At 47.9% G+C, this 20,140-nt stretch carries 14 protein-coding genes; 3 read left to right on the top strand and 11 right to left on the bottom strand.

Annotation, left to right across the window (positions count from 1 at the left end; genetic code table 11):
* Window positions 1-208: 208 nt before the first annotated feature.
* On the top strand, window positions 209-1,165 hold the full coding sequence (locus M1L66_RS08640) for a helix-turn-helix domain-containing protein (protein ID WP_434692257.1): 957 nt from the start codon (window positions 209-211) through the stop codon (window positions 1,163-1,165).
* An 88-nt stretch (window positions 1,166-1,253) separates the two neighbouring features.
* On the opposite strand, the gene M1L66_RS08635 is transcribed toward M1L66_RS08640, so the two are convergent.
* The 10 genes from M1L66_RS08635 to M1L66_RS08590 form a co-directional block, all read right to left on the bottom strand.
* The gene (locus M1L66_RS08635) at window positions 1,254-1,670 is read right to left on the bottom strand and encodes a putative toxin-antitoxin system toxin component, PIN family (protein ID WP_434692255.1); all 417 of its coding nucleotides are present in this window, start codon (window positions 1,668-1,670) and stop codon (window positions 1,254-1,256) included.
* Window positions 1,667-1,969, bottom strand: coding sequence for a type II toxin-antitoxin system RelB/DinJ family antitoxin (locus tag M1L66_RS08630; protein ID WP_055656249.1), 303 nt, complete (start codon window positions 1,967-1,969; stop codon window positions 1,667-1,669). The genes M1L66_RS08635 and M1L66_RS08630 overlap by 4 nt, the downstream gene beginning before the upstream one ends.
* A 91-nt stretch (window positions 1,970-2,060) precedes the next feature.
* Complete coding sequence (locus M1L66_RS08625) at window positions 2,061-3,227, bottom strand: sialidase family protein (protein WP_434692252.1); 1,167 nt, start codon at window positions 3,225-3,227, stop codon at window positions 2,061-2,063.
* A 17-nt stretch (window positions 3,228-3,244) separates the two neighbouring features.
* The gene (locus tag M1L66_RS08620; RefSeq protein ID WP_187022804.1) at window positions 3,245-4,123 is read right to left on the bottom strand and encodes a carbohydrate ABC transporter permease; all 879 of its coding nucleotides are present in this window, start codon (window positions 4,121-4,123) and stop codon (window positions 3,245-3,247) included.
* Window positions 4,124-4,140: 17 nt separating this feature from the next.
* Window positions 4,141-5,133, bottom strand: coding sequence for an ABC transporter permease (locus M1L66_RS08615; protein WP_434692249.1), 993 nt, complete (start codon window positions 5,131-5,133; stop codon window positions 4,141-4,143).
* A 2-nt stretch (window positions 5,134-5,135) separates the two neighbouring features.
* Window positions 5,136-6,773, bottom strand: coding sequence for a hypothetical protein (locus tag M1L66_RS08610; protein WP_434692247.1), 1,638 nt, complete (start codon window positions 6,771-6,773; stop codon window positions 5,136-5,138).
* Entirely contained in the window at window positions 6,770-7,840 is a 1,071-nt protein-coding gene (gene pdxA, locus M1L66_RS08605) for a 4-hydroxythreonine-4-phosphate dehydrogenase PdxA (RefSeq protein ID WP_187022807.1), read from the bottom strand. Before pdxA ends, M1L66_RS08610 begins: the two co-directional genes overlap by 4 nt.
* Before the next feature lie 14 nt (window positions 7,841-7,854).
* Entirely contained in the window at window positions 7,855-8,748 is an 894-nt protein-coding gene (gene dapA, locus M1L66_RS08600) for a 4-hydroxy-tetrahydrodipicolinate synthase (RefSeq protein ID WP_434692244.1), read from the bottom strand.
* Between the two features lie 34 nt (window positions 8,749-8,782).
* Window positions 8,783-9,943 carry an iron-containing alcohol dehydrogenase gene (locus M1L66_RS08595; protein ID WP_434692241.1) on the bottom strand — a complete coding sequence of 387 codons (1,161 nt, stop codon included), beginning with the start codon at window positions 9,941-9,943 and terminating at the stop codon, window positions 8,783-8,785.
* Window positions 9,879-11,213, bottom strand: a complete 1,335-nt coding sequence (locus tag M1L66_RS08590; RefSeq protein ID WP_434692238.1) for a four-carbon acid sugar kinase family protein — start codon at window positions 11,211-11,213, stop codon at window positions 9,879-9,881. Before M1L66_RS08590 ends, M1L66_RS08595 begins: the two co-directional genes overlap by 65 nt.
* Before the next feature lie 259 nt (window positions 11,214-11,472).
* On the opposite strand from M1L66_RS08590, the gene M1L66_RS08585 reads away from it, so the two are divergent.
* Together M1L66_RS08585 and M1L66_RS08580 are read left to right on the top strand one after the other, a co-directional pair.
* Window positions 11,473-13,251 (top strand): PrpR N-terminal domain-containing protein, encoded by a 1,779-nt coding sequence (locus M1L66_RS08585; RefSeq protein ID WP_434692235.1) that lies wholly within the window; start codon window positions 11,473-11,475, stop codon window positions 13,249-13,251.
* A 341-nt stretch (window positions 13,252-13,592) separates the two neighbouring features.
* The gene (locus tag M1L66_RS08580; RefSeq protein ID WP_434692232.1) at window positions 13,593-18,176 is read left to right on the top strand and encodes a polysaccharide lyase family 8 super-sandwich domain-containing protein; all 4,584 of its coding nucleotides are present in this window, start codon (window positions 13,593-13,595) and stop codon (window positions 18,174-18,176) included.
* 56 nt (window positions 18,177-18,232) lie between these two features.
* Here the strand turns inward: M1L66_RS08580 and M1L66_RS08575 are convergent, their stop codons facing one another.
* Complete coding sequence (locus M1L66_RS08575) at window positions 18,233-20,002, bottom strand: glycoside hydrolase family 2 protein (RefSeq protein ID WP_187022813.1); 1,770 nt, start codon at window positions 20,000-20,002, stop codon at window positions 18,233-18,235.
* Window positions 20,003-20,140 lie beyond the last annotated feature (138 nt).

The following is a 20,140-nucleotide window of genomic DNA, read 5'->3' as shown; positions in this document are numbered from 1 at the left end:
TTTATCCATATCCTCCCGCTTTTTTATCTGTCTTATTCTCTATTTCATAGTAGAGTATATAGAAAATACAGGGCAATATCTATTCCCTTCTTGCTCTTTTTATTATTTTTATATTACGTATTTTGCTTTTTTTCCCGATTTATAGTAAAATAGAGTTAGTTTTGAATTGCGCGATTAAAATGCAGCACTAAAATAAAGGAGAAATTTTATGATGAAACCATACCCTGATTCCGTCTTAAACTACGAAAAGGGGTTTTCAATCATCATCAATGAGCTGAAAACCCCAGTGGAAAATTCCATCTGCTACTATTTTGATTACGATGCACGTTCCTACTCTGTGAACATGTCCTTCCCGCATATGCACATGTTTTACGAGATCATGATTCTATTAAGTCCAAAGGCGTATCATTTTATCGCAGGAAAACCTTATTCCATCATAAACAATGATATCGTCCTGCTGGCTCCGGCCATCCTGCATCAGACGGAGTACTTACCAGGTCCTCCCAGCGACCGCATCATCATTAATTTCATGGTTCCCAAGCATCTGCTGCTCCACCCGGAAGGATATGACAGGATTCTGTCTATCTTTGGTGATCCGGTCCCGATTTTCCGTTTTGACTTAGAGCGCCAGAAAACGCTGTTCCAGCTCATCAACCAGATTACGGAACTAAGCCGCACCGTAGAAGATCCCGCCATCAGAAATATGATGATCAACAACAAATTCACAGAATTTTTGTTCACGCTCTACCAGATGAAGAACGAAAATCTCTATGAATACAATTCCGAAAGAAGCATCAAAGAGAAAATATATACCATCACCAACTACATACAGACGCACTATAACGAGGATCTCTCACTGGCATACCTGGCTGACAAATTTTTTATCAGCTCCTTCTACCTGTCCCACCAGTTCAAGCTGGTGACCGGCTTCACCGTCGTGCAGTACATACAGCAGACCCGCGTCAAAAACGCCCAGTACCTGCTGCTAAACACCAGCTTAAAGATCACCGACATCGCGGAAAAGACCGGCTTCTCCAGCTTTTCCCAGTTCAACCGTGTCTTCCACCGCTTCTGCAGCATGTCGCCGTCCGATTATAAGACCTTTTATAATGAGAATGCGATGCGGGTGAATGTGCCGATGATGTCTACGAAGAGTAATTTATAATCCATAAGTTTTTTAAAAAAAATGAAAAAGCACTTACCCAAAGCTTAGAAATAGCTTAAAGGGTAAATGCTTCTTCTTTTATACTGTGTTATCTTTTTTCGTGTAAAATAGCCAGCATCTGGTTTGCTGTCACAATATACGGTTTAACAGGAAAATGTTTTATATTCCCTGTAACAAGATAGGCATCTTCTTCCTGCTTTTCCAGTACCACTTCATAAAAAGGCAGATCCTTCCTGTCCGGTAATATCTCCCCGCTGGATGCCGGTTCAATACAGATTCCATATTTGTCAATGGTATCCAGCAGTACAGAAATCAAATCTTCTGAAAAAAGGAATTTCTTTCTATGCAGTACCTCACGATATTCTGCCAGAATCTCCGCGCTGAACAGCGGTATGATTTCTCCGGAAAACACCCGGCTGACCACCTGTACCGTCGCAGCATCATTATGACTGGAAAGCAATGCAGAAACCAGCACATTCGTATCAATCACCGCATAGCAAATCATTCATGATCCTCCCCGCTTCTTGCCTGGTTAATTTCAGCATTGATTTCCTCTAAAGATAAGTCCTGTATTCCATTGACTTTTGCCTCTTCTCTAAGCGCCATAAAAGCCTTCATCCCGTCGTTCCTTGTAATATCCTGTTTCGGAGATACAATTTCAAACGGAATCTTGCGTTCACGCACTACCGCACGTGCAAATACATTAAAAGCCGTAGTTGCATTCATACCAAAATCCGCGCATAAAGAGTCAAACTGCCTTTTCAATTCTTCGTCCATACGAACACTAAACGTAGCCTGTGCCATCTTTTGCACCTCCTTTTCTACCTTCATTATATACGTTTAGGTTCTAAAAGTCAATTATAAGAACTTATCAGGTTCATTTTCTTACATTTCATTACCTCTGGCAGGGCATTCCGGGATCGCCTTCTGCACCCGGAAGCATTTTCTCTCCCCGGATCCACGTTTCATCCACGCACACATATTTGACACATCTGCGGTTTCCAAAGCTGTAGGCCGCATGAATTTTTCCGTCTTTTGACTGCATCATAACGGGATACTCATATCGGCGGTTATTGATATCATTAAATTCACCGACGAATCCCTCTCCCAACTCAATGATACGTTTATAGGGCCATGTCTTTCCGCCGTCATCTGAGATGGCAAAGGTAACCGGACAACGCTGATTCGGCCAGACCGTCTTCGCTGTATCATTGTTGAATTTAACCGGATTGTAAATAAGAGCCAGACTGCCGCTCTGTAATTTTATTGAAGAAATGGAAGAATTGTTATTGGGCAGGCAGGTTGGCACCGGACTCGTCCATGTATCCCCATAGTCTTCACTGTATGCAATATAGATGTGATCCGCAAAACGGCTTCTGAATAAAGCTGTCAATTTCCCCGGAGCCACTTCCATCAGATTGGCATGTACACGGCCCGCACTGTCTGGAATCTCAGTCTCCCTCCATGTCTTTCCCTCATCATCTGAAATCTGCACCACAGTGATATCACTGCCGTTTCTCGACTCATCCGGAAAGCAGATCCAGTTTCCAAACACCCATCTTCCATTAGATAAAATCTGTATTTTCTGACGGCAGAAGGAACCCGGCCGGGAAAACATGGTCTCCGTAGGCCCCCAGGTATAGCCGTTGTCCTTAGATATTTTTCTCCGTATTTCGGCCGTATACTGCAGATTAAAATTCGGATTGTCATCGGGTGTCCGGGAAGTCTGTGCCGTATACATCAACCAGATTTCTCCGCCAGGTGTTAAAAAAAGAGAAGGATTCTGCTCTGACCGGGACGGATCATCCGAAACGATCTCTCCCACACTCCATCTGCTTGTCTCTGCCTTTAACCGGGACACGGCAATGCTGATGTCCGCATTTCCTTCATCACTCCCTGCAAACCAGCAGGCCAGCAAATCACCGTCAGGCAATTCCAGAAGATCTGCCGCATGCACACTGTCAAACTGGTTGGGTATCAGTGCCTCTATCGTATCCAGCAGATTATTGTGATACAGTCTGCCCTCCTCTTCTAAACAGTTCAGTTCCACATATTCTCTCATAATTCAATCCTCACTCTCTAGCCTTTTACCGCCCCAATCATAATACCCTTTTTAAAGTATTTCTGAACAAACGGATATACCATTACGATTGGCAGCATCGATACAAATATGGCCGCAGCCTTCAAATTCTGCTGATTTAATGTCACTCCATTTAAAATAACGTTTTTAAAGGCCGTACTCGTTCCTGCATCCGCGATTACTACCTCTTTTAACACCTGCTGAATCACCTTAAAATTATCTGTTTTCAGATAAATCTGGGGAATCAGATATTGATTCCAAATAGATACCGCATAAAAGGTTCCTATGGTTGCCATAATTGTCTTCGACAGAGGAAAATACAGCCGGGTGAGAATCGTCCAGTCATTGGCCCCATCCACCACAGCAGCCTCCTCCAGCTCTCCCGGTATCCCTTCAATAAAGGTCTTTGTTATAATCAGGAACTGCGTGTTAATGGCACCCGGTATAATCATGACCCACGGGTTATCGATAAATCCCAGTTTATTATAAATAATATACTGCGGGATAATACCGGCATCAAAGACCCATGTAACGATGAAGGCTCCCATCAGGAGATATCTGCCTTTCAGCCTGGGTCTGGAGAGTGCGTATGCGGTCACATAGGTTGTCAGTATCGCAAAAATTGTCCCTCCAAAAGTATACAGAAATGAATTTCTAAGCCCGGTCCATACATGGAACTTTGTGCTTCCCATGATATATTTAAAGGCTTCTAAATTAAATCCCTTCGGGAGAAAGCTGACCTCTCCCCTCTGAAGATACGTTCCGTTGCTACATGCTACAAAAAAGACATACAGGAAAGGATAGATACAGATCACTGCTACCAGCAGCAGGATTATATTATTAATAATATCAAATACCTGCACTTTTTTTCTTTTCATGCTCTATTTCTCCTTTCCTAAAATAATCTTGTCTCAGCAAATCTATCCGCCATTTTATTTACGAAACTAACCATGACAAATGCGATTACAGATTTTAATATGTTCACTGCCGTTCCGTAGCTGTAGTCCGGAAATCCCTTGGATTCAAAGGCGATTCTATATACATAGGTCTGAATAACATCAGCAGTATCATATACGCTGCTGTTATTCATCAAAAGAATACGATCCAGATTAACCGTGAAAATGTTTCCTACACTGATAATCAGCATGACTATAATGGAAGTAGAGATACAGGGCAGCGTAATTCGTAACATTTTGTCCCACCGGTTCGCGCCGTCCACTTCTGCTGCCTCATATAAAGAAGGATCGATATTCATCATAGCTGCAATATAAATAATTGCAGAGTAACCGAATGTCTGCCATATTTCCAGGATCACGTACAGCGGCCGGAACCAGCCTGGCTTGGCCATAAAATTAACGGAGCTGCCCCCCAGACTCCTGATGATGTTGTTCACAATTCCTGAACTTGGAGAAAGGATCGTATAGAGGATACTGACCATAACTGCCGCTGAGATAAAGTAAGGAAGAAAACTCAAAGACTGCACCGTGGACCGAACCCATTTCTGCCTGATTTCATTAAGAAAAAGAGAAAAAATAATCGGGATTGGAAACACAACTACAATTGTCAGTACAGCCAGTATAATGGTGTTCATAAAAACTTTGGGAATATAGGGATCTGTGAAAATCCTCTTAAAATTATCCAGTCCTACCCACTTACTGCCCAATATCCCCTGGAAAGCACTAAACTTTTCAAAGGCGATCACCATACCTCCAACAGGTCCTATTTTAAACAGGATAAGACTCAGAAGGCCGGGAAGCAGCAGCAGATATAAAATCCAGTTTCTCCTGATATCCTTTACAAACCTCTGTGATAAACTCCCCTTTTTTCCGCCGGGGCGGCAAAGCCGCCCCTCCTTTTTTCTTTCCAGCCATCCTGATCTCCTTTCCAAACTTAATTATCGAATGTTGCCCGATAAGCGTCCAGCTGAATCTCTTCAATCCTGGACAGTCCAAGACTGTTCATCTCATCCTGGAAGGCTTTCCATGTATCTGCATTGAATTCCTTATTTCCTGTGACAAAAGATACGATACCGGCAATTTCAGCATCAAAGACCGTTGCTACCAGATTGGATAATTCCTCTGTCTGTTCTGCTGTATATTTGATATTGTAGGATTCCATCATATTTTCTTCCGTATTAATCCTCTGAGCCGCTTCTGCAATCAAAGGAGAATTCCATGCAAAGAATGCTTCATTATCAACCGGCTTGCAAACGGTAAATCTGTCGCTTAAGAAAGACCATCTCTTCTCTCCTTCCGGAGTTGCCTCTTCCTTGGCATAATCAACGATAAACTTTTTGGAACCGTCGCCTTCTGTTTCGAAGCTTTCCCCTTCTACTCCATAATTCGCTAAAGTAATGCCTTCCTCACTGTAAAAATAATCAATAAAGGTAAGAATTGTTTTGATTTTTTCTTCACTGCACTGAGCATTGACAGCTGTAACACATTCTTCATTATATTTACAGCTGCTGGTCCCTTTTAATACTTTTCCATTTTCATCCTGGAACATGTTCATAACACCCATCTGATAATCCGGATCCGCATCTACGCCGCCGTTTGCCATAAACCATTCGGCCCTGTTGTAATAGTCGTATTCAAAGGTTCCATTTCCGTTGATCATTGCAGCTTCCCAGTCACCTTCCGTACGGGTATTGGCAGCAAACTCCGGATTGATCAGCCCTTCATCATACCAGGTTTTCATAGTCTCTACCATGGTATATGCTCTGTCATCCATAATATCTAACGAACCATCCTTCTGATGACCTACATATATTCCGTTGGATTCTTCCGACGAAATATTGCTGGGGCAGCCGAACCATGCAGCAAAACGGATAGGATTTTCTCTGCCCTCCAGAGGATAGTAGTTCGGGTTGTCCTTTCCATAATGTGCTTTCAGTATTCGCATGGCTTCTGTAAAATCCTGAACCGTCTTAATCGAATTCACATCAATGCCCGCTTTTTCGAGGTGATCGGCACGGTAAGCCAGATAATCCGTAAAAATCGGGGATTCCTTTACGAGTCCATAGATTGCTCCGTTCTCATCTGTGACCAGAGCTTCGTAATCCGGGTTGTCATCGATATACTTCTGCAAATTAGGCGCGTATTTTTTTATGTAAGGAGCAAGATCCACAAATGCCCCCTGCGGTCCATACACATTAGTCTGTACCAGCTTGGTCATCACCGCATCCGGAAGAGTTTTGGAAATAATTCTCTGATCAACCTCCGCATACACGTCATTAAAGTCATCAGGTCCTTCCACATATTCTACATGAATTCCCGTATTTGCTTCTGCCGCGTCATACCATTTGAGTTCTTTGATCCAGTCTACATAGGTATTTCGCATAAACATGGTATAGCTGTTGTCACCGTCGGCTGTGTCCTTTCCGTCATTTGATTTTTCAGCTACTGATTCTCCCCCTGTGTTTGCTGTACTCCCCTGCTGTTCCGCCGCTTTGCTTCCGCAGCCAGCCAGCATTGTTCCCAACACCACGACAGTCAAAATTACAGATACCATTTTCCTTCTCATTCTCATTCTCGTTCCTCCTGGGATAATAATGTTGTTGATGTACTTTTTCGCCTGCCTTCCGCAAATCTCACTGCATAATCGATTGCATGCAGCAGGCTAAGTTCATTTGCAGTTCCGGTCCCGGCCTGATCAAAGGCCGTTCCATGGTCCACGCTGGTCCTAATAATCGGAAGTCCCAGAGTGATATTCACCCCTTCCACCGCGTCCCATTTCTGTTCTTCCTGATTGTATACAAATCCGACGACCTTGAGTGGAATGTGTCCCTGATCGTGATACATGGCAACTACCACATCGTACCAGCCCCCCCGGGCTTTTGAAAATATGGTGTCGGCCGGTATCGGGCCCTCAGTATTAATGCCTTCCGCTCTCGCTTCCTCAACCGCCGGAATAATCTCTTCGATCTCTTCTCTTCCAAACAATCCATTCTCACCGCAGTGGGGATTAAGGCCCGCGACTCCAATGCGCGGATTCCCGATTCCCATGTCCTTACACGCCTGTTCCGCAATCCGGATCACCTCTATAATCCGGTCTTTTTTCACGCGGTCACACGCCTCTCTCAAGGCTACATGGGTGGACACATGTACCACCCGCAGATTTTTATGTGCAAGCATCATCGTATATTTTTCGGTTCCGGTGAACTCCGCATAGATTTCCGTATGTCCGGAATAGTGACGCCCCGCCAGATTAAGCGCTTCCTTATTCAGGGCATTCGTCACGGTCGCATCCACCTCCCCGGCCATAGCCAGCCCGATGGCCTTTTTTACATACTGAAAGGCAGCTTCCCCCGCCACGGCGGACACCTTGCCGATGGCCAGCGTCTCCGGATCCACGTTCTTCATGTCTATGACATCTATACAGCCGGGACGGTACTCTCCTTCAGACGGATTTTCAATTCCATTGATCCGGATCGACCGTCTGCCGACTATCTGTGCCGCGTTCTTCAGGACACGGACATCTCCAATCACCAAAGGGCGGCATTTTTCACTGACCGGATGATCCGCCAGTGCTTTCACTGTTATCTCCGGACCGATTCCAGCCGGATCACCGAGTGTTATGCCAATTAATGGTCTCATAGTTTCGTTCCTTTCTACTCCATTCCAGCTTCCCGGTTTTCATCGATCACACGCCTTATGGCCTCCAGTCCCTCCGGGGAGATTCGGTCAAACGGTGCGCGGCATTTGCCGACGGGATACCCCAGCATTGCAACCGCGGTTTTTACGATTGTATTTGGATTCCCGTATTTGAAACAATCCCGGAAGGAACGAATAGAGTCCTGAGCCTCTCTCGCTCCCTCTAAATCTCCCTGCATGAACCGCTCATAGATCGCCGTCATCGTCCCCGGATAGACATTGGCACAGCCTGCGATGCCTCCGCCGCCGCCTGCAAGCAGGTTCCAGTATATCAGGGAATCGTTGCCGGAAAGCACCGTGAAGTCCTTCCCCCTCGTTCGCTCCAGATACTGGAGCATATTGTCAAAGCTGCCGCTGGAATCCTTGGCTCCTGCAATGTTGTCGACCTCGGACAGCCGCTCTACCAGCGCCGGAGAAAGGCTGTTGCCCGTTCTTGCCGGAATGTTATAGAGGACCACCGGGATTTTTACAGCCTTTGCCACCGCGCAGTAATGTTCATACAGTTCTTCATCGGACGCTTTGGCAAACCACGGCGTGATCACAGACAGGACATCCGCCCCCAGCGACTCCGCCATCCGGCACATCCGGATCGTATCCTTCGTTCCGATGCATCCGCTTCCCGCATAGACAGGAACCCGTCCGTCCGTTTCCTCTATTACAATGGACAGAACCCGCTCTTTTTCCTTTTCAGTCAATATGTAGCCTTCTCCGTTTGTTCCGAACGGAAACAGTCCGTGTACCCCGGCCTCGATCAGGAGGTTCACCTGCCGTCTCAGTTCCGGTTCATTGATGGATTCATCCTCATTCATCGGAGTGATGATGGGAGGAATAATACCTTTCAGGACAGTCATAAAATTTCCCCTCTCTCGTATCCAGTGCCCCATTCTATCCATACATTACTTCTAAATACAGTCTGCGGGCATCCTCGTGTGTTATCTCTCTCTTATTATTATTCAGCAGCCGTTTTACATCCATTCCGGCATTCACCAGCTCTTCCAAGGCGTCTGTCCCAATCCCAAATGCCGACAGAGAGGACGGTATTTCCAGCCGCCGGATAATCTCCTCCATGCGTTCCAGGAGCCTGTCCGCTTTTTCCTCGTCTGTTATTTGCAGCTCTTTTCCAACAACCGTATCATACAGTTCTGCCAATTCCTTCAGACAAGCCGTTTTGTTAAACCGCATAACCGGGAGCAGCAGCATGGCATTGGAAACGCCGTGGGGGATATGATACTTTCCTCCCAGCGGATAGGACAGGGCATGTACCGCGGTGGTCCCCGAGGAAGAAATCGCAGCGCCCGCGTAAAATGCGGCAATTAACATATTTGTCTTCGCTTCTTCCGCCTCCGGATCTTCACACGCCGCCTCGATATTGTCAAAAATCAGTTTTGCGGCCTCCTTCGCAAACAGGTTGCTGAAAGTGTTCGCTTTATTCGAAGTAAAGCATTCCACCGCATGCGCCATTGCGTCGACTCCCGTAGCTGCCGCGATCTTCCTGGGAAGATTCTTTAAAAGGCTGCCATCCAGAATCACGTAATCCGGGATCATCTCCGGGTTCACGATACCGACCTTCAACTGCTTTTCCGGCACTGCCACAATGCTGTTCATCGTAGCCTCAGAACCGGTTCCTGCTGTCGTTGGAATCATGAGCGTTGGAACACACTTTCTTCCAAGCCCCGGATCTTCCAGCAGCTGTCTGACTGTCAGAGAACCGCCAGCCGTAATGGAAGCCAGTTTTGCCACATCCATGACGCTTCCTCCGCCTGCGGCCACGATTAAATCGGCGCCTGTCCGGCGAAAGCGTTCCATTACCTGCTCTGCCTCGTCACAATTCGGTTCGGCGGGCAGATCTGTGATCACCACCGTCTCTACCCCGGCCTCATTTAAAATTTCCAGCGGAATCTTTAACAGACCGGCCTGTTCCACTCCCTGATCTGTAAACAGGGCGGCTTTCTTAAATCTTCCTTCCGTAATTTCTCTGATCTTACGGAGCGCTCCCCGGCCGCTGTAGACAACTCCCGGCATTGTAATTGAATATTGATCCGGCATTTTTTCTTCCTCCCCCTAAAAAACTGTTTTTCACCAGCTGTTCCACTTCCATTAAAAGCTCCCGATCACCAAAACCGCCCGACTTCGAGATGATCCACTGCTCTTTTCCTTCCGTCCGTATCGAGGACAGGACCGTTCCCTGCTCCAGTTCCTGGTAAATAGTGATCTCGCCGCAGCGCATCTCAGTGATAAATCCCGCCAGCGTGTCTCCGCCAATAATCATGAAGGTGGCGTCCAGCCCCATTTCCAGAAGCTGCTTCAATATCTCTCCCAGCGTCTTTGAGATGGTCACACGCGCTTTCTCCAGCGGAATGTGGTTCTCCCTCCGGTATTCCGTCACCTTTTTCGTATCGGAAATCCCCGTTTCGATCACACAGGTGATTCCTGCTTCACAATCCTGCTTCAGACCGTACAGCCATCTCTTTCCTTCCTCAGAGCTTAAGTATCCTGGAGTAAACTGCTGGACCGGAGTCATGGTAATGCGCTTCATTCCATTCTGTTCCGCATATTCAATCTGTCTCTTTGTAATTTCATTTATGCTGCCGCAGATAATGATCATCCTGTCTGTTATAGCAGGAATTTCCATCTCGTGTACTTCCAATTTCAGGAAATCACCCAGCACCGATGCAAAACCAGCGCAGCCAGCCATGACCCCCAGACACTTCTGCTTCATCAAATCCTCTGCGATCTTTTTTATCTGCGCTTCACTCGACGCGTCAAAGATTCCAATTTCTTTACCTCTGCCTCTCTCGTAGTGTTCGCTTTCCTGATACAATGCAGTTTTTACTGATACACCGCAAAACAATGCTTCCACGCTGGGCGATACCACAGGTTCAAAAGGATCGCGTCCGAAGACGCTCTCATGAATAGGGACCCCTTCCACATAATGGACTCCGCCGACTGTGATCCGGTCCATGGCCGGCAGCGCCGGGATAAACGTAAGATACTGTTCTCCGCTGGCCAGGAGTGCTGCCTCCAGCTCTTTTCCGATGTTTCCTCTGAGCCCGGAATCCGTTTTCTTATAAATATAAGGAACTCCCGCTTCTCCCGCCCTCTTCACCACATCGAAAACCTTCCGGTACGCCTCCTGGCCCTCCAGATGTCTTGTCTGTGCATCGATCACCAGCACTTCCGCCTGTAGCCGTTTCAGTGTCTCCTCGTCCTCAGGAAAATAATTCAGGACTTTCGTCGTCATTCCTTTCCCGGCAAACTGCACTCCGGTATCAAGGGCTCCTGTAAAATCGTCTGCAATTACAAGAAGTTTTATCATTTTGTCTACCCACCTATTATTGTTTCATTTTTAAACACTATATTTTCCATGGTTTCTTTCTTTTCCCTCTGTTTGTTTAATAATACCAATTAAAGCCGGAATATTCAAGAATTATACCGCTATTTTTTCAATAAATATCGTTTTATTTTGAAACACTATAGTTATATATTGTTTTTTATCATTCACTATGTTATATTTGTTTTAAATAGAAACACTTCAAACAGAAACACTTCATTTTGGGGAAAGGCAGGAGTTCTTAATGGATAAAAAAACAAAGATACTGGGAATCGCACCGTATGAAGGTATGAAAGCGCTGATGATGCGTCTGGCCGGTCAGCGGGATGATATAGATCTGACTGTGTACGTCGGCGATCTGGAGGCCGGGGCCGAGATTGCCTCCAGGCACACCTTTCAGGATTACGATGTCATCTTATCCCGAGGCGGCACCGCCGAAATGATTTCTTCCATTTCTCCGATTCCCGTAGTGGAGATTCAGCTTTCAGTATACGATATTCTCCGCGCCATCAAACTGGCGGAAAACAACAACGACCGCTATGCAATCGTCGGCTTCCCCGGAATCACCAAAAATGCCCGTTTTCTATGTGATTTATTGCAGTATACCATTGACATCTACACCATCCATAATCCGGAAGAAGTAAAGGACACACTCACCCGCCTGACCACAGCCGGATACCGCATGGTTTTATGTGATGTTGTAACGAACTCCCATGCCCAGAGACTGGGGATGCGCTCGATCCTCTTTACTTCCGGTTCGGAAAGTATCGAGGCGGCATTCGATCAGGCCGTCAAGACAGCCGGTACGTACCAGGCACTGATCTCCAAGGCTGAATTTTTCCGGACGCTTCTGGAGGATTATCCGTATTACGTGTTTGTCTACAGTGAAAAGGAGGAGCTGATTTATACCTCAAAAGAACATAATTTTTCACCAGCCGTGATGACTGCCATGAAAAACTATGTGTCGGAGATTCTTACCGAAAACAGCAAGAAATTTTACAGAGATGAAGGCGATCTGCTGGTTGCCATCAAGGGGGTCAGAAAACTGATTTACAAGCAGACTTACGTTGTCTATTACGTCAACACACGGAAAGTCCCTCTGTCTCTCATCAAAAATGGAGTTCGCTATATCGACAGGAGCCAGGCTCTGGAACAGTTTTATTCCAGCTTCTACGGCCTCACCAACCCGTCCGGAACCTATACGCCTTCTCTGGATCAGATGAATCAGACCGGTGCTCCCGTCATGATTCTCGGGGAAGACGGTACGGGGAAAGAGGAGATGGCTGCTTTTATCTATTCCCAAAGCAAATTTCAAAATAAGCCAATGGCGATTATCGACTGTTCCCGTATTACGGAAAAGAGCTGGCAGTTTCTTACCGGGCACACCAACTCTCCGTTCAGCGATACGGATACCACCATCTATATCCGCGAGCTGGAGTTTCTGTCTGACCAGCAGTTTAAAGAGCTGTTTTCCATTATTCGGGATTTGAATCTGCACCGTCAGAACCACATGATCTTTTCCTGTACCACCCGGGAAGGCGAGGAGCTGAATCAGAATTCCCAGCTTCTCATGAATCATTTTAACTGCCTGTCCTTCACCCTCCGGCCGCTCCGGGCTAACAAGGATGAGATCCCGGACCTTGCCAACTTATATATCAGTAATTTAAATATGCAGCTGGCCCGGGAAATCGTCGGTCTGGAACCGGAAGCCGTCTCCCTTTTGAAAGAATACGGCTGGCCCGGCAATTATAATCAGTTCAAACGAATCATGACGGAGCTGTTTGCCATAACAGATACGTCCTACATCAGAGCTGCCTCCGTTTCCAGACTTCTGCTCAGAGAACAGCCCGCCATCCTCTCCGGCGACGGCATTCCTCTCGATTTAAACCGGACCCTGGAAGAAATAAATCTGGATATCGTGCGCCACGTTCTCTCCGAAGAAAAAGGCAACCAGAGCCAGGCCGCCAAACGGCTGGGAATCAGCAGAACCACGTTGTGGCGGATGCTGCAGAATATTGTGTGAAATTATTAAACAAAGGGTAAAATCATTGCTTTTTACTCTTTGTTTTTTATTTGGCTAAAGCAGTAAGTGTAAACCGGAATGTATTTCTTGTCAAATTGCCTCTGAATCTGTGGTTTCAAAACCGTCAAAACCATTCACCAGCCATCATCTTTTGTAATACCTCACAAATTTACGGTACAAATCAAACACAAAGGATAAATATTGACTATAAAAGCAAAATTCCAAATATATCCCCCTGGTACATTTTCCCTTATACTGATTAAACAAAGATATCACTCCTCCAATTCCGCCAAATACCGGACCAGAGGAAATCAAATTACACGATCAAAGGGAGGCTATTTATGAGAAAGAACACAAAAGTCAACCGGCATACGGCCAGAGCCGCCGCGGTAGTTTTGGCGGCAGTCATGGCTGTACAGCCCACTGCACCGGCTATGGCGTCGCTGCAGTACGGGAAAATGGTATCCGCCGCATCCACCAGATATTCCGGCAGAACTGCAAGTCCGTCGGACGCAGACACGGGGCGCGGCTCGGGAAAATCAACGCCGTCAAACGCAACACCTTCGAATCCGCACAAGCCGGAGGCATCGGAGAAGGCCACGCTCAGCAATGCGCCGCGCAGGGAAGCCACAAACATTCATCCCAACGGCAGCTTTGAGACCACATCAAAAACAACAAATGCAGAGTATCAAAAAATATGGGTAAATGAAATAATGCCAACCGGCTGGGGCATGTGGCCAAAGCCAACCGGGTCAGAAAAAATGTCATTTGAAATTGCAGAAGCCCCAGCTGAGGCCCCGGAAGGCAGCAACTATTTACGTATTCGCTCCGAAACGAAATCTTCCCGGCTCGGTATCAGCTATCCCATAAAAGGCATCGCTGACACTAAATCAACCTATCTCTGTACCTTTTATGTGAAAACCGAGAATGTGCTGGGCACCGGTTTTTATGCCAGATTAACATGGCTGCTGCCAGGCGGATCCGGAGAATACATTGAGACTGCAAGAATCACAGGCACCACCGACGGCTGGATCCAGTACGGTTTTCTATCTCAAAATCCTCCTGCCAGCGCGACAGGCATTCAAATCGAATTTTATGCGGATCAAATGGCTGGAGAAGTATGTCTGGATGACGTTCAGATTTTACCAACCTACTCTCTGCGTTTAAACAAAACAGAAGCCAGTATGTTCACCGGAGATACGCTTGAATTAAAAGCAGCCTGCAGCGACGGATACGAGAGTCAAATCGAATGGTATTCCAAAAATCCAGAGATTGCAGATGTCGATGAAAACGGTATCGTTACCGCCTATTCCATGGGCGCTGCAGAGATCACCGCTAAAACCGATGATTATCATGAGGCCGTATGCAGAATATCCGTAGAAGATGGCAATCTGCGCCCATACTATCAGACAATCCGTGAAAACTGGAAAAACCGTCTGACCGGCAACAACATCGAAGATCCTTCCGATGAAGTCTACGCGGCCATGATGGAAGACCTGACAGAGACTGCGGCCACATACTGGGAAACCATGAAAAAAGGCGGCAGCGACAGACGCATATTATGGGATGATATTGATTTTACGTATCAAAAACAGGACACCACTGCCAATGTAACAGAAGGTCTCGGAACCGGTTTTTCCAGGATAGAGCAGATGGCCACAGCCTACAGTGCCAAAGGAAGCAGTTTATACCAAAAGGAGGAACTGAAGGAAGACATCATCGGTGCTCTTGAGTGGGTATACGCGACCATGTACAACGATACAATGAATGTAAAAAAAGATCTGTACGGGAACTGGTGGCACTGGTTTATCGGAATGCCGCAGAGCTTATGCAATACCGTGATCCTGATGTACGACGATCTGCCCCCGGAATTAATAGAACAGGAAGCCCGGACACTGGAGAACTTTAACGAAGATCCCAATAAACGGTATCATACCACCAGCGGCAGCGAGATCAAAAATACTGCGGCCAATTTAATCGACGCATCACTCGTATCTGCACTCCGTTCCTCGATCGGCGAGACCTCCAGGCCGCTCAACATGGCAAAAGAGGCTCTGGATAAATCCATCGGTTTTGTATCCGACGGCAACGGCTATTATGAAGACGGTTCCTATATCGATCACGGCAATCTGGCTTACACCGGAGGCTACGGCTCCACGCTGTTAGGCGGAATTGAGAAACTTCTTTTTATCGTCGACGGCAGCCCATGGGAAGTGGCAGACGATAAGCTGACCAGCATCTTCCAGTGGATCTGGACAGGAATCCGCCCTCTCTATGCAGACGGCGCCATGATGGATATGACCACCGGGCGAGGCATTGCAAGGCCATCGACCAATGACCAGACCGTCGGCCGCGGACTGCTAAAGCCTGTCTCCCATCTGGCAGATATGGCTCCGGCGGATGAAAGGGAAGCCTTCCGCGCTTTTGCAAAAACGGAAATCCAGGCAGGGCTCGAATATAATGAAGACTTCTTTTTAGGTATGACCGTGGCCGATATGACTGCGATGAAAAACCTGCTGGCAGACAGTTCTTTAGATGAAGACCATGAAATCTACCACAAAAATTTTGGTGTTATGGATAAAGCCGTCTACCACGGAGAAAATTTCGATCTGGGAATCAGTATGTACTCCAGGCGAACCGGCAATTTCGAATACGGCAACAACGAGAACCGGAAAGGCTGGCATATGAGCGACGGCGCCCTCTATTTATACAACGGGGATCAGTCCCAATATGCAGATGTTTACTGGCCTACGGTAGACCCCCACCGGCTGGCCGGCATCACCACCGACCATACCGAGGGCTTTATACCGACTGACGGCACCTGGAATCCCCACGTCAGCTCCAAAGACTGGGTAGGCGGTTCTTCCGTCTTAAGCCAGTACGGAACCGTAGGCATGGATTTTGAAGGGGAAACAAAGAGCGGCGCCATCTCTTCCCTGAAAGCAAAGAAATCCTGGTTCACCTTCCCTGACGCAGTCGCCGCACTGGGCACCGGAATCAGCTCCAGTGAAGGGAAGTCCACAGAAACGATCGTGGACAACCGCAAAGCCATGGAAAATGCAGAAAATACCGTATGGATAGACGGCCTGGAAGCGGATCTGACGACAGGCGAGCCTGCATCTGCCTCCATGAACTGGGCGCTTCTGGAAGGAAACAACGGCGAATCGCAGAATATCGGATACTATTTCCCGGAAGAAACTGAAGTAACCGTTTTAAAAGAAACCAGAACCGGGAACTGGAGGGATATCAACACAGCCGTAGCCGCAGGTAGTGCAAATGATAAAGAAATCATCAGAAGCTACATCAGTTTTGCCGTGGACCACGGAACCGATCCGCAGAACGATACGTACAGCTACGTCCTTCTGCCCGGCAGAACTCCGGACGATATGGCGGAGTTTTCCGAAAATCCGGAAGTAATAATTCTCGCCAACACCCCGGAGGTACAGGCTGTAGGGAATACGAAATACGGAGTCAGCGGCTATAATTTCTGGACCGCCTGTGACCCGGAAGACCTTCCGGTTTCCGCGAAGACGCCCGCCTCTGTTACTCTCGCAGAAGAAAATGGCCTCATCACCGCCGGAATCTCCAATCCGACCCAGAACGGCAAAGATACCATCATCGTCCTGAACAGCCTCTATGAAGCGGTTGAGGCAGAAGAAGGCGTGACCGCAGCCCTGCAAAACGGTAAAACCATTATCACCGTAGAAGGCACAAAAGATTTTGGAAAAACGTATACCATCGTTCTGGAAAGCCTGGACGAAAAACTGGCCCGCTGGCAAAATGAGATTGAAAATGCCACTAGGGCAGAAAAGTCAAATGTAGAAATGATATTAAAGGAAGTACAGGCTCTCGACACCACACACTTTAACGAGGAACAGACTCTGCTCATCACCGCAGTCATCGAAGCTGCAAAAGAAAAGCTGGCGCTGATGGATTCTGCCGATGAAATTATGGCTCCAATCACTGGTATTGACGAGGTGACTTATGAAAATGCCGACGCGGTCGAAGAACTTCTGAAGAAATACGAGAATCTGACCGAAGAAGAAAAATCCGTCTTAAGCGAATCTGATCAGGCAAAAATCAAGGAACTCCTGGCAGGCTTCCAAAAGGATGAGATTCACACAACGGCTGACGGTATAACGGTAAAGGCCGCAAACGGCACAATGGATGTGCGTACCGCCTTCCTCCTGACCGACGAATCCGATTCCATCGGAATTTTCCAGGAATCACTGTCCGGGACCGCGGCGCTCCTGACCTTATTCAGACCGGAACTCCTTTTAAAAGGCAAAAACTTAAGCCTGAATGACCATCCGGTGCGCGTCACCGCAAAAGCCCCCGCCATAGAATCCGGTCAGAAAGGGACCCTGAAACTGTACCGCTTCGTTCCAGCCGCAAAAGCACGGGCTGCGGCCGCTCCGGAGGAGGTTACCTATACCGCAAACCATGACGGCACGATTACTTTTGAAATAAACCGTGATGCCATCTATGGATTTGCGCTGTACAAAGAGACGGCTCCTGAACCGGAACCAGATCCAGATCCACAACCGGATCCTGCTCCTGATTCCAAACCATCAAATGACCGGAATACTTCTACTTCTGATGTATCCGACGGTACATGGGTTCTGGATATAAACGGCTGGTGGTTCAAACAATACAACGGCACCTGGCCGTCGTCTCAGTGGAAATGGATCAAGGGCTGCTGGTACCGTTTCAACGAATCCGGCTACATGCAGACCGGCTGGATTCTGGATCAGAACCTCTGGTACTATCTGAAGCCCGACGGCAGCATGGCCGCCGATGAATGGATTTTTTACAGGGACCGGTGGTACTATTTAAACCGCAACGGCGAAATGGCGGCAAACACCTCCGTGACATGGAAAAACGTCGTTTACCATCTGGGAGCAGATGGTGCAATGGCAGAATAAAAACAATCTAAAAATCCCCTGGAGCAAAATAACCCGCTCCAGGGGATTCTTCTCAGCTATCTTCCTCCGCCGTCTTCCCCAGTTATACAAGCCGCAATCCTGTCCACTTCCATCTTCGGCGTCCTGTCCGCATACAGCAGTCCGTTCGTCTCCTGTTCCACGTCGGTCAGCTGGGTATAGCAGAAACCGGCCAGACCTCCGATCCGGTTCACCGCGCCGGCCAGTTTCGACAAGCGCTCCGCAAACGCTTCCGGCCCTGCCGCCTTCTCGTTATATCCCCAGGATTCCGTCTTCCCATCTTCCATGGCGATCCCGCCGAACTCCGATAAAAATACCGGCTCACCGCCATAGCTACGGCCTTCACTCAACACCATTTTTCCAACCGCAGTCCATCCCATCAGTGCTTCCATGTCGCGGAACTTCTCTGCCAGGACTTCTCCGTCGCTCTCATAATCATGGATCCCCACAAAATCAGCCTTCACAGCTTCCCACCCATCATTGGTGCTGACGAGCCGGTATGGATCCAGGGCCTTCGTATAGTGGTAGAAGGTCTCCGCAAAATGCTGCTGTTCCTGATCGAACAGGACGTTTCTGATTCCCCAGCTCTCATTGAACGGAACCCACGTAATGATGCAGGGATGATTGCAGTCTCGCGCAATCACCTCTCCATACTCATGCAGCAGCGCGTCCATGCCTTCCTGGCAGAACTCATAATTGGACGGCATCTCCTCCCACACGAGAATTCCCATATGGTCCGCCAGATACAGGAAAACCGGATCCTCGATTTTCTGGTGCTTCCGTACGCCGTTAAAGCCCATGGCGCGGACCATCTCCAGATCCTTAAGAAACGCCTCGCCATCCGGCGGCGTCATGAGGCTGTCCGGCCAGTATCCCTGGTCGAGAACCAGGCGCTGGTACAGAGGAAAGTGATTAAGTAAAACGTGATTCTCCTTTACCTCGATGGTACGCATCCCAAAATACGTCTCCACCCGGTCACAGGCAGATGCCCCTTCCAGATATTCAAGCTCCAGATCATAAAGCACCGGCTTTTCCGGACTCCAGAGATGAACGGTATTGTCGATGGGATCTTCCTGACGCACGGCTATAATAAATTCAGGGCGCTTTCCCTTTACCGCTACGGCGCCCGTTCCAATTTCCCCGCCTTCAAACTTTAATTTCCATCGCACCTCTCCGCAGACATCAGGTTCCGCAAAGCTGATTTTCACTCTCACCTCACCCTGATCCGGCAGCGGAATCAGCCGGACATGTTCCATACGGCGCGGTCCCGTAATCTCCATCCAGACATTCTGCCATATTCCGCTGGTCGCCGTATACCAGCAGCGGTCTGTCTCGATATTCCAGTGCTGTTTTCCCCGGGGCTGGGCTGTATCATAGCTGTCACGGCACATAACTGTAACTCTCGCCGTTTTGTCCGCCCGGCTTACAAACGGTGTCATTTCCACAGAAAACGGCGTGTGTCCGCCCCTATGGCTTCCTGCCCACCGGCCATTGATCCATACAACCGCTTCATAATCCACGGCCCCGAAATTCAGCCACAGCCTGGCATCCTCCGCCTGCTCATCCCATGTAAATTCCCGCTCATACCACAGGCATGGGTGGCCTTCCGTTTCCCCGATACCGCTTTTCCGGCTCTGGTAGCAGAAAGGCACCGTAATTTCCCGCTCATAGGCATGGCCGTTCTGCCATCCTTCCCGTATACCGATGTTTTCATCGTCAAATGCAAATTTCCAGGCTCCATTCAGGCTCTTCCAGCCCCTCCGGTAAAAGTCCGGCCTTGGGCTGGCCATTTTTTCTCTGTCAATCATTGTGATTCTCCTCTATCTCATTTTCGTAACAGTTCAGCCTCCGCTTCCGGCTGCTGCCGTCTGGCCCGGCGCTCTTGTTTCCCGGATCTTTCCTGTGACTTTGCAGGGTATTAGCAGTTCTTAACGCGCAGAATTTTT

The organism is Hungatella sp. SB206 (assembly GCF_051132295.1).
GTDB lineage: Bacteria > Bacillota > Clostridia > Lachnospirales > Lachnospiraceae > Hungatella > Hungatella effluvii.
Note: the sequence above shows the minus strand (reverse complement) of the source record. Positions and strands in the feature narration are given on the sequence as shown.

Bases quoted from the DNA above. Each gene is read 5' to 3' on its own strand.
- M1L66_RS08640 (WP_434692257.1), top strand. From the start codon at position 209: ATGATGAAACCATACCCTGATTCCGTCTTAAACTACGAAAAGGGGTTT.
- M1L66_RS08635 (WP_434692255.1), bottom strand. From the start codon at position 1,670: ATGATTTGCTATGCGGTGATTGATACGAATGTGCTGGTTTCTGCATTG.
- M1L66_RS08630 (WP_055656249.1), bottom strand. From the start codon at position 1,969: ATGGCACAGGCTACGTTTAGTGTTCGTATGGACGAAGAATTGAAAAGG.
- M1L66_RS08625 (WP_434692252.1), bottom strand. From the start codon at position 3,227: ATGAGAGAATATGTGGAACTGAACTGTTTAGAAGAGGAGGGCAGACTG.
- M1L66_RS08620 (WP_187022804.1), bottom strand. From the start codon at position 4,123: ATGAAAAGAAAAAAAGTGCAGGTATTTGATATTATTAATAATATAATC.
- M1L66_RS08610 (WP_434692247.1), bottom strand. From the start codon at position 6,773: ATGAGAATGAGAAGGAAAATGGTATCTGTAATTTTGACTGTCGTGGTG.
- pdxA (WP_187022807.1), bottom strand. From the start codon at position 7,840: ATGAGACCATTAATTGGCATAACACTCGGTGATCCGGCTGGAATCGGT.
- dapA (WP_434692244.1), bottom strand. From the start codon at position 8,748: ATGACTGTCCTGAAAGGTATTATTCCTCCCATCATCACTCCGATGAAT.
- M1L66_RS08595 (WP_434692241.1), bottom strand. From the start codon at position 9,943: ATGCCGGATCAATATTCAATTACAATGCCGGGAGTTGTCTACAGCGGC.
- M1L66_RS08590 (WP_434692238.1), bottom strand. From the start codon at position 11,213: ATGATAAAACTTCTTGTAATTGCAGACGATTTTACAGGAGCCCTTGAT.
- M1L66_RS08585 (WP_434692235.1), top strand. From the start codon at position 11,473: ATGGATAAAAAAACAAAGATACTGGGAATCGCACCGTATGAAGGTATG.
- M1L66_RS08580 (WP_434692232.1), top strand. From the start codon at position 13,593: ATGAGAAAGAACACAAAAGTCAACCGGCATACGGCCAGAGCCGCCGCG.
- M1L66_RS08575 (WP_187022813.1), bottom strand. From the start codon at position 20,002: ATGATTGACAGAGAAAAAATGGCCAGCCCAAGGCCGGACTTTTACCGG.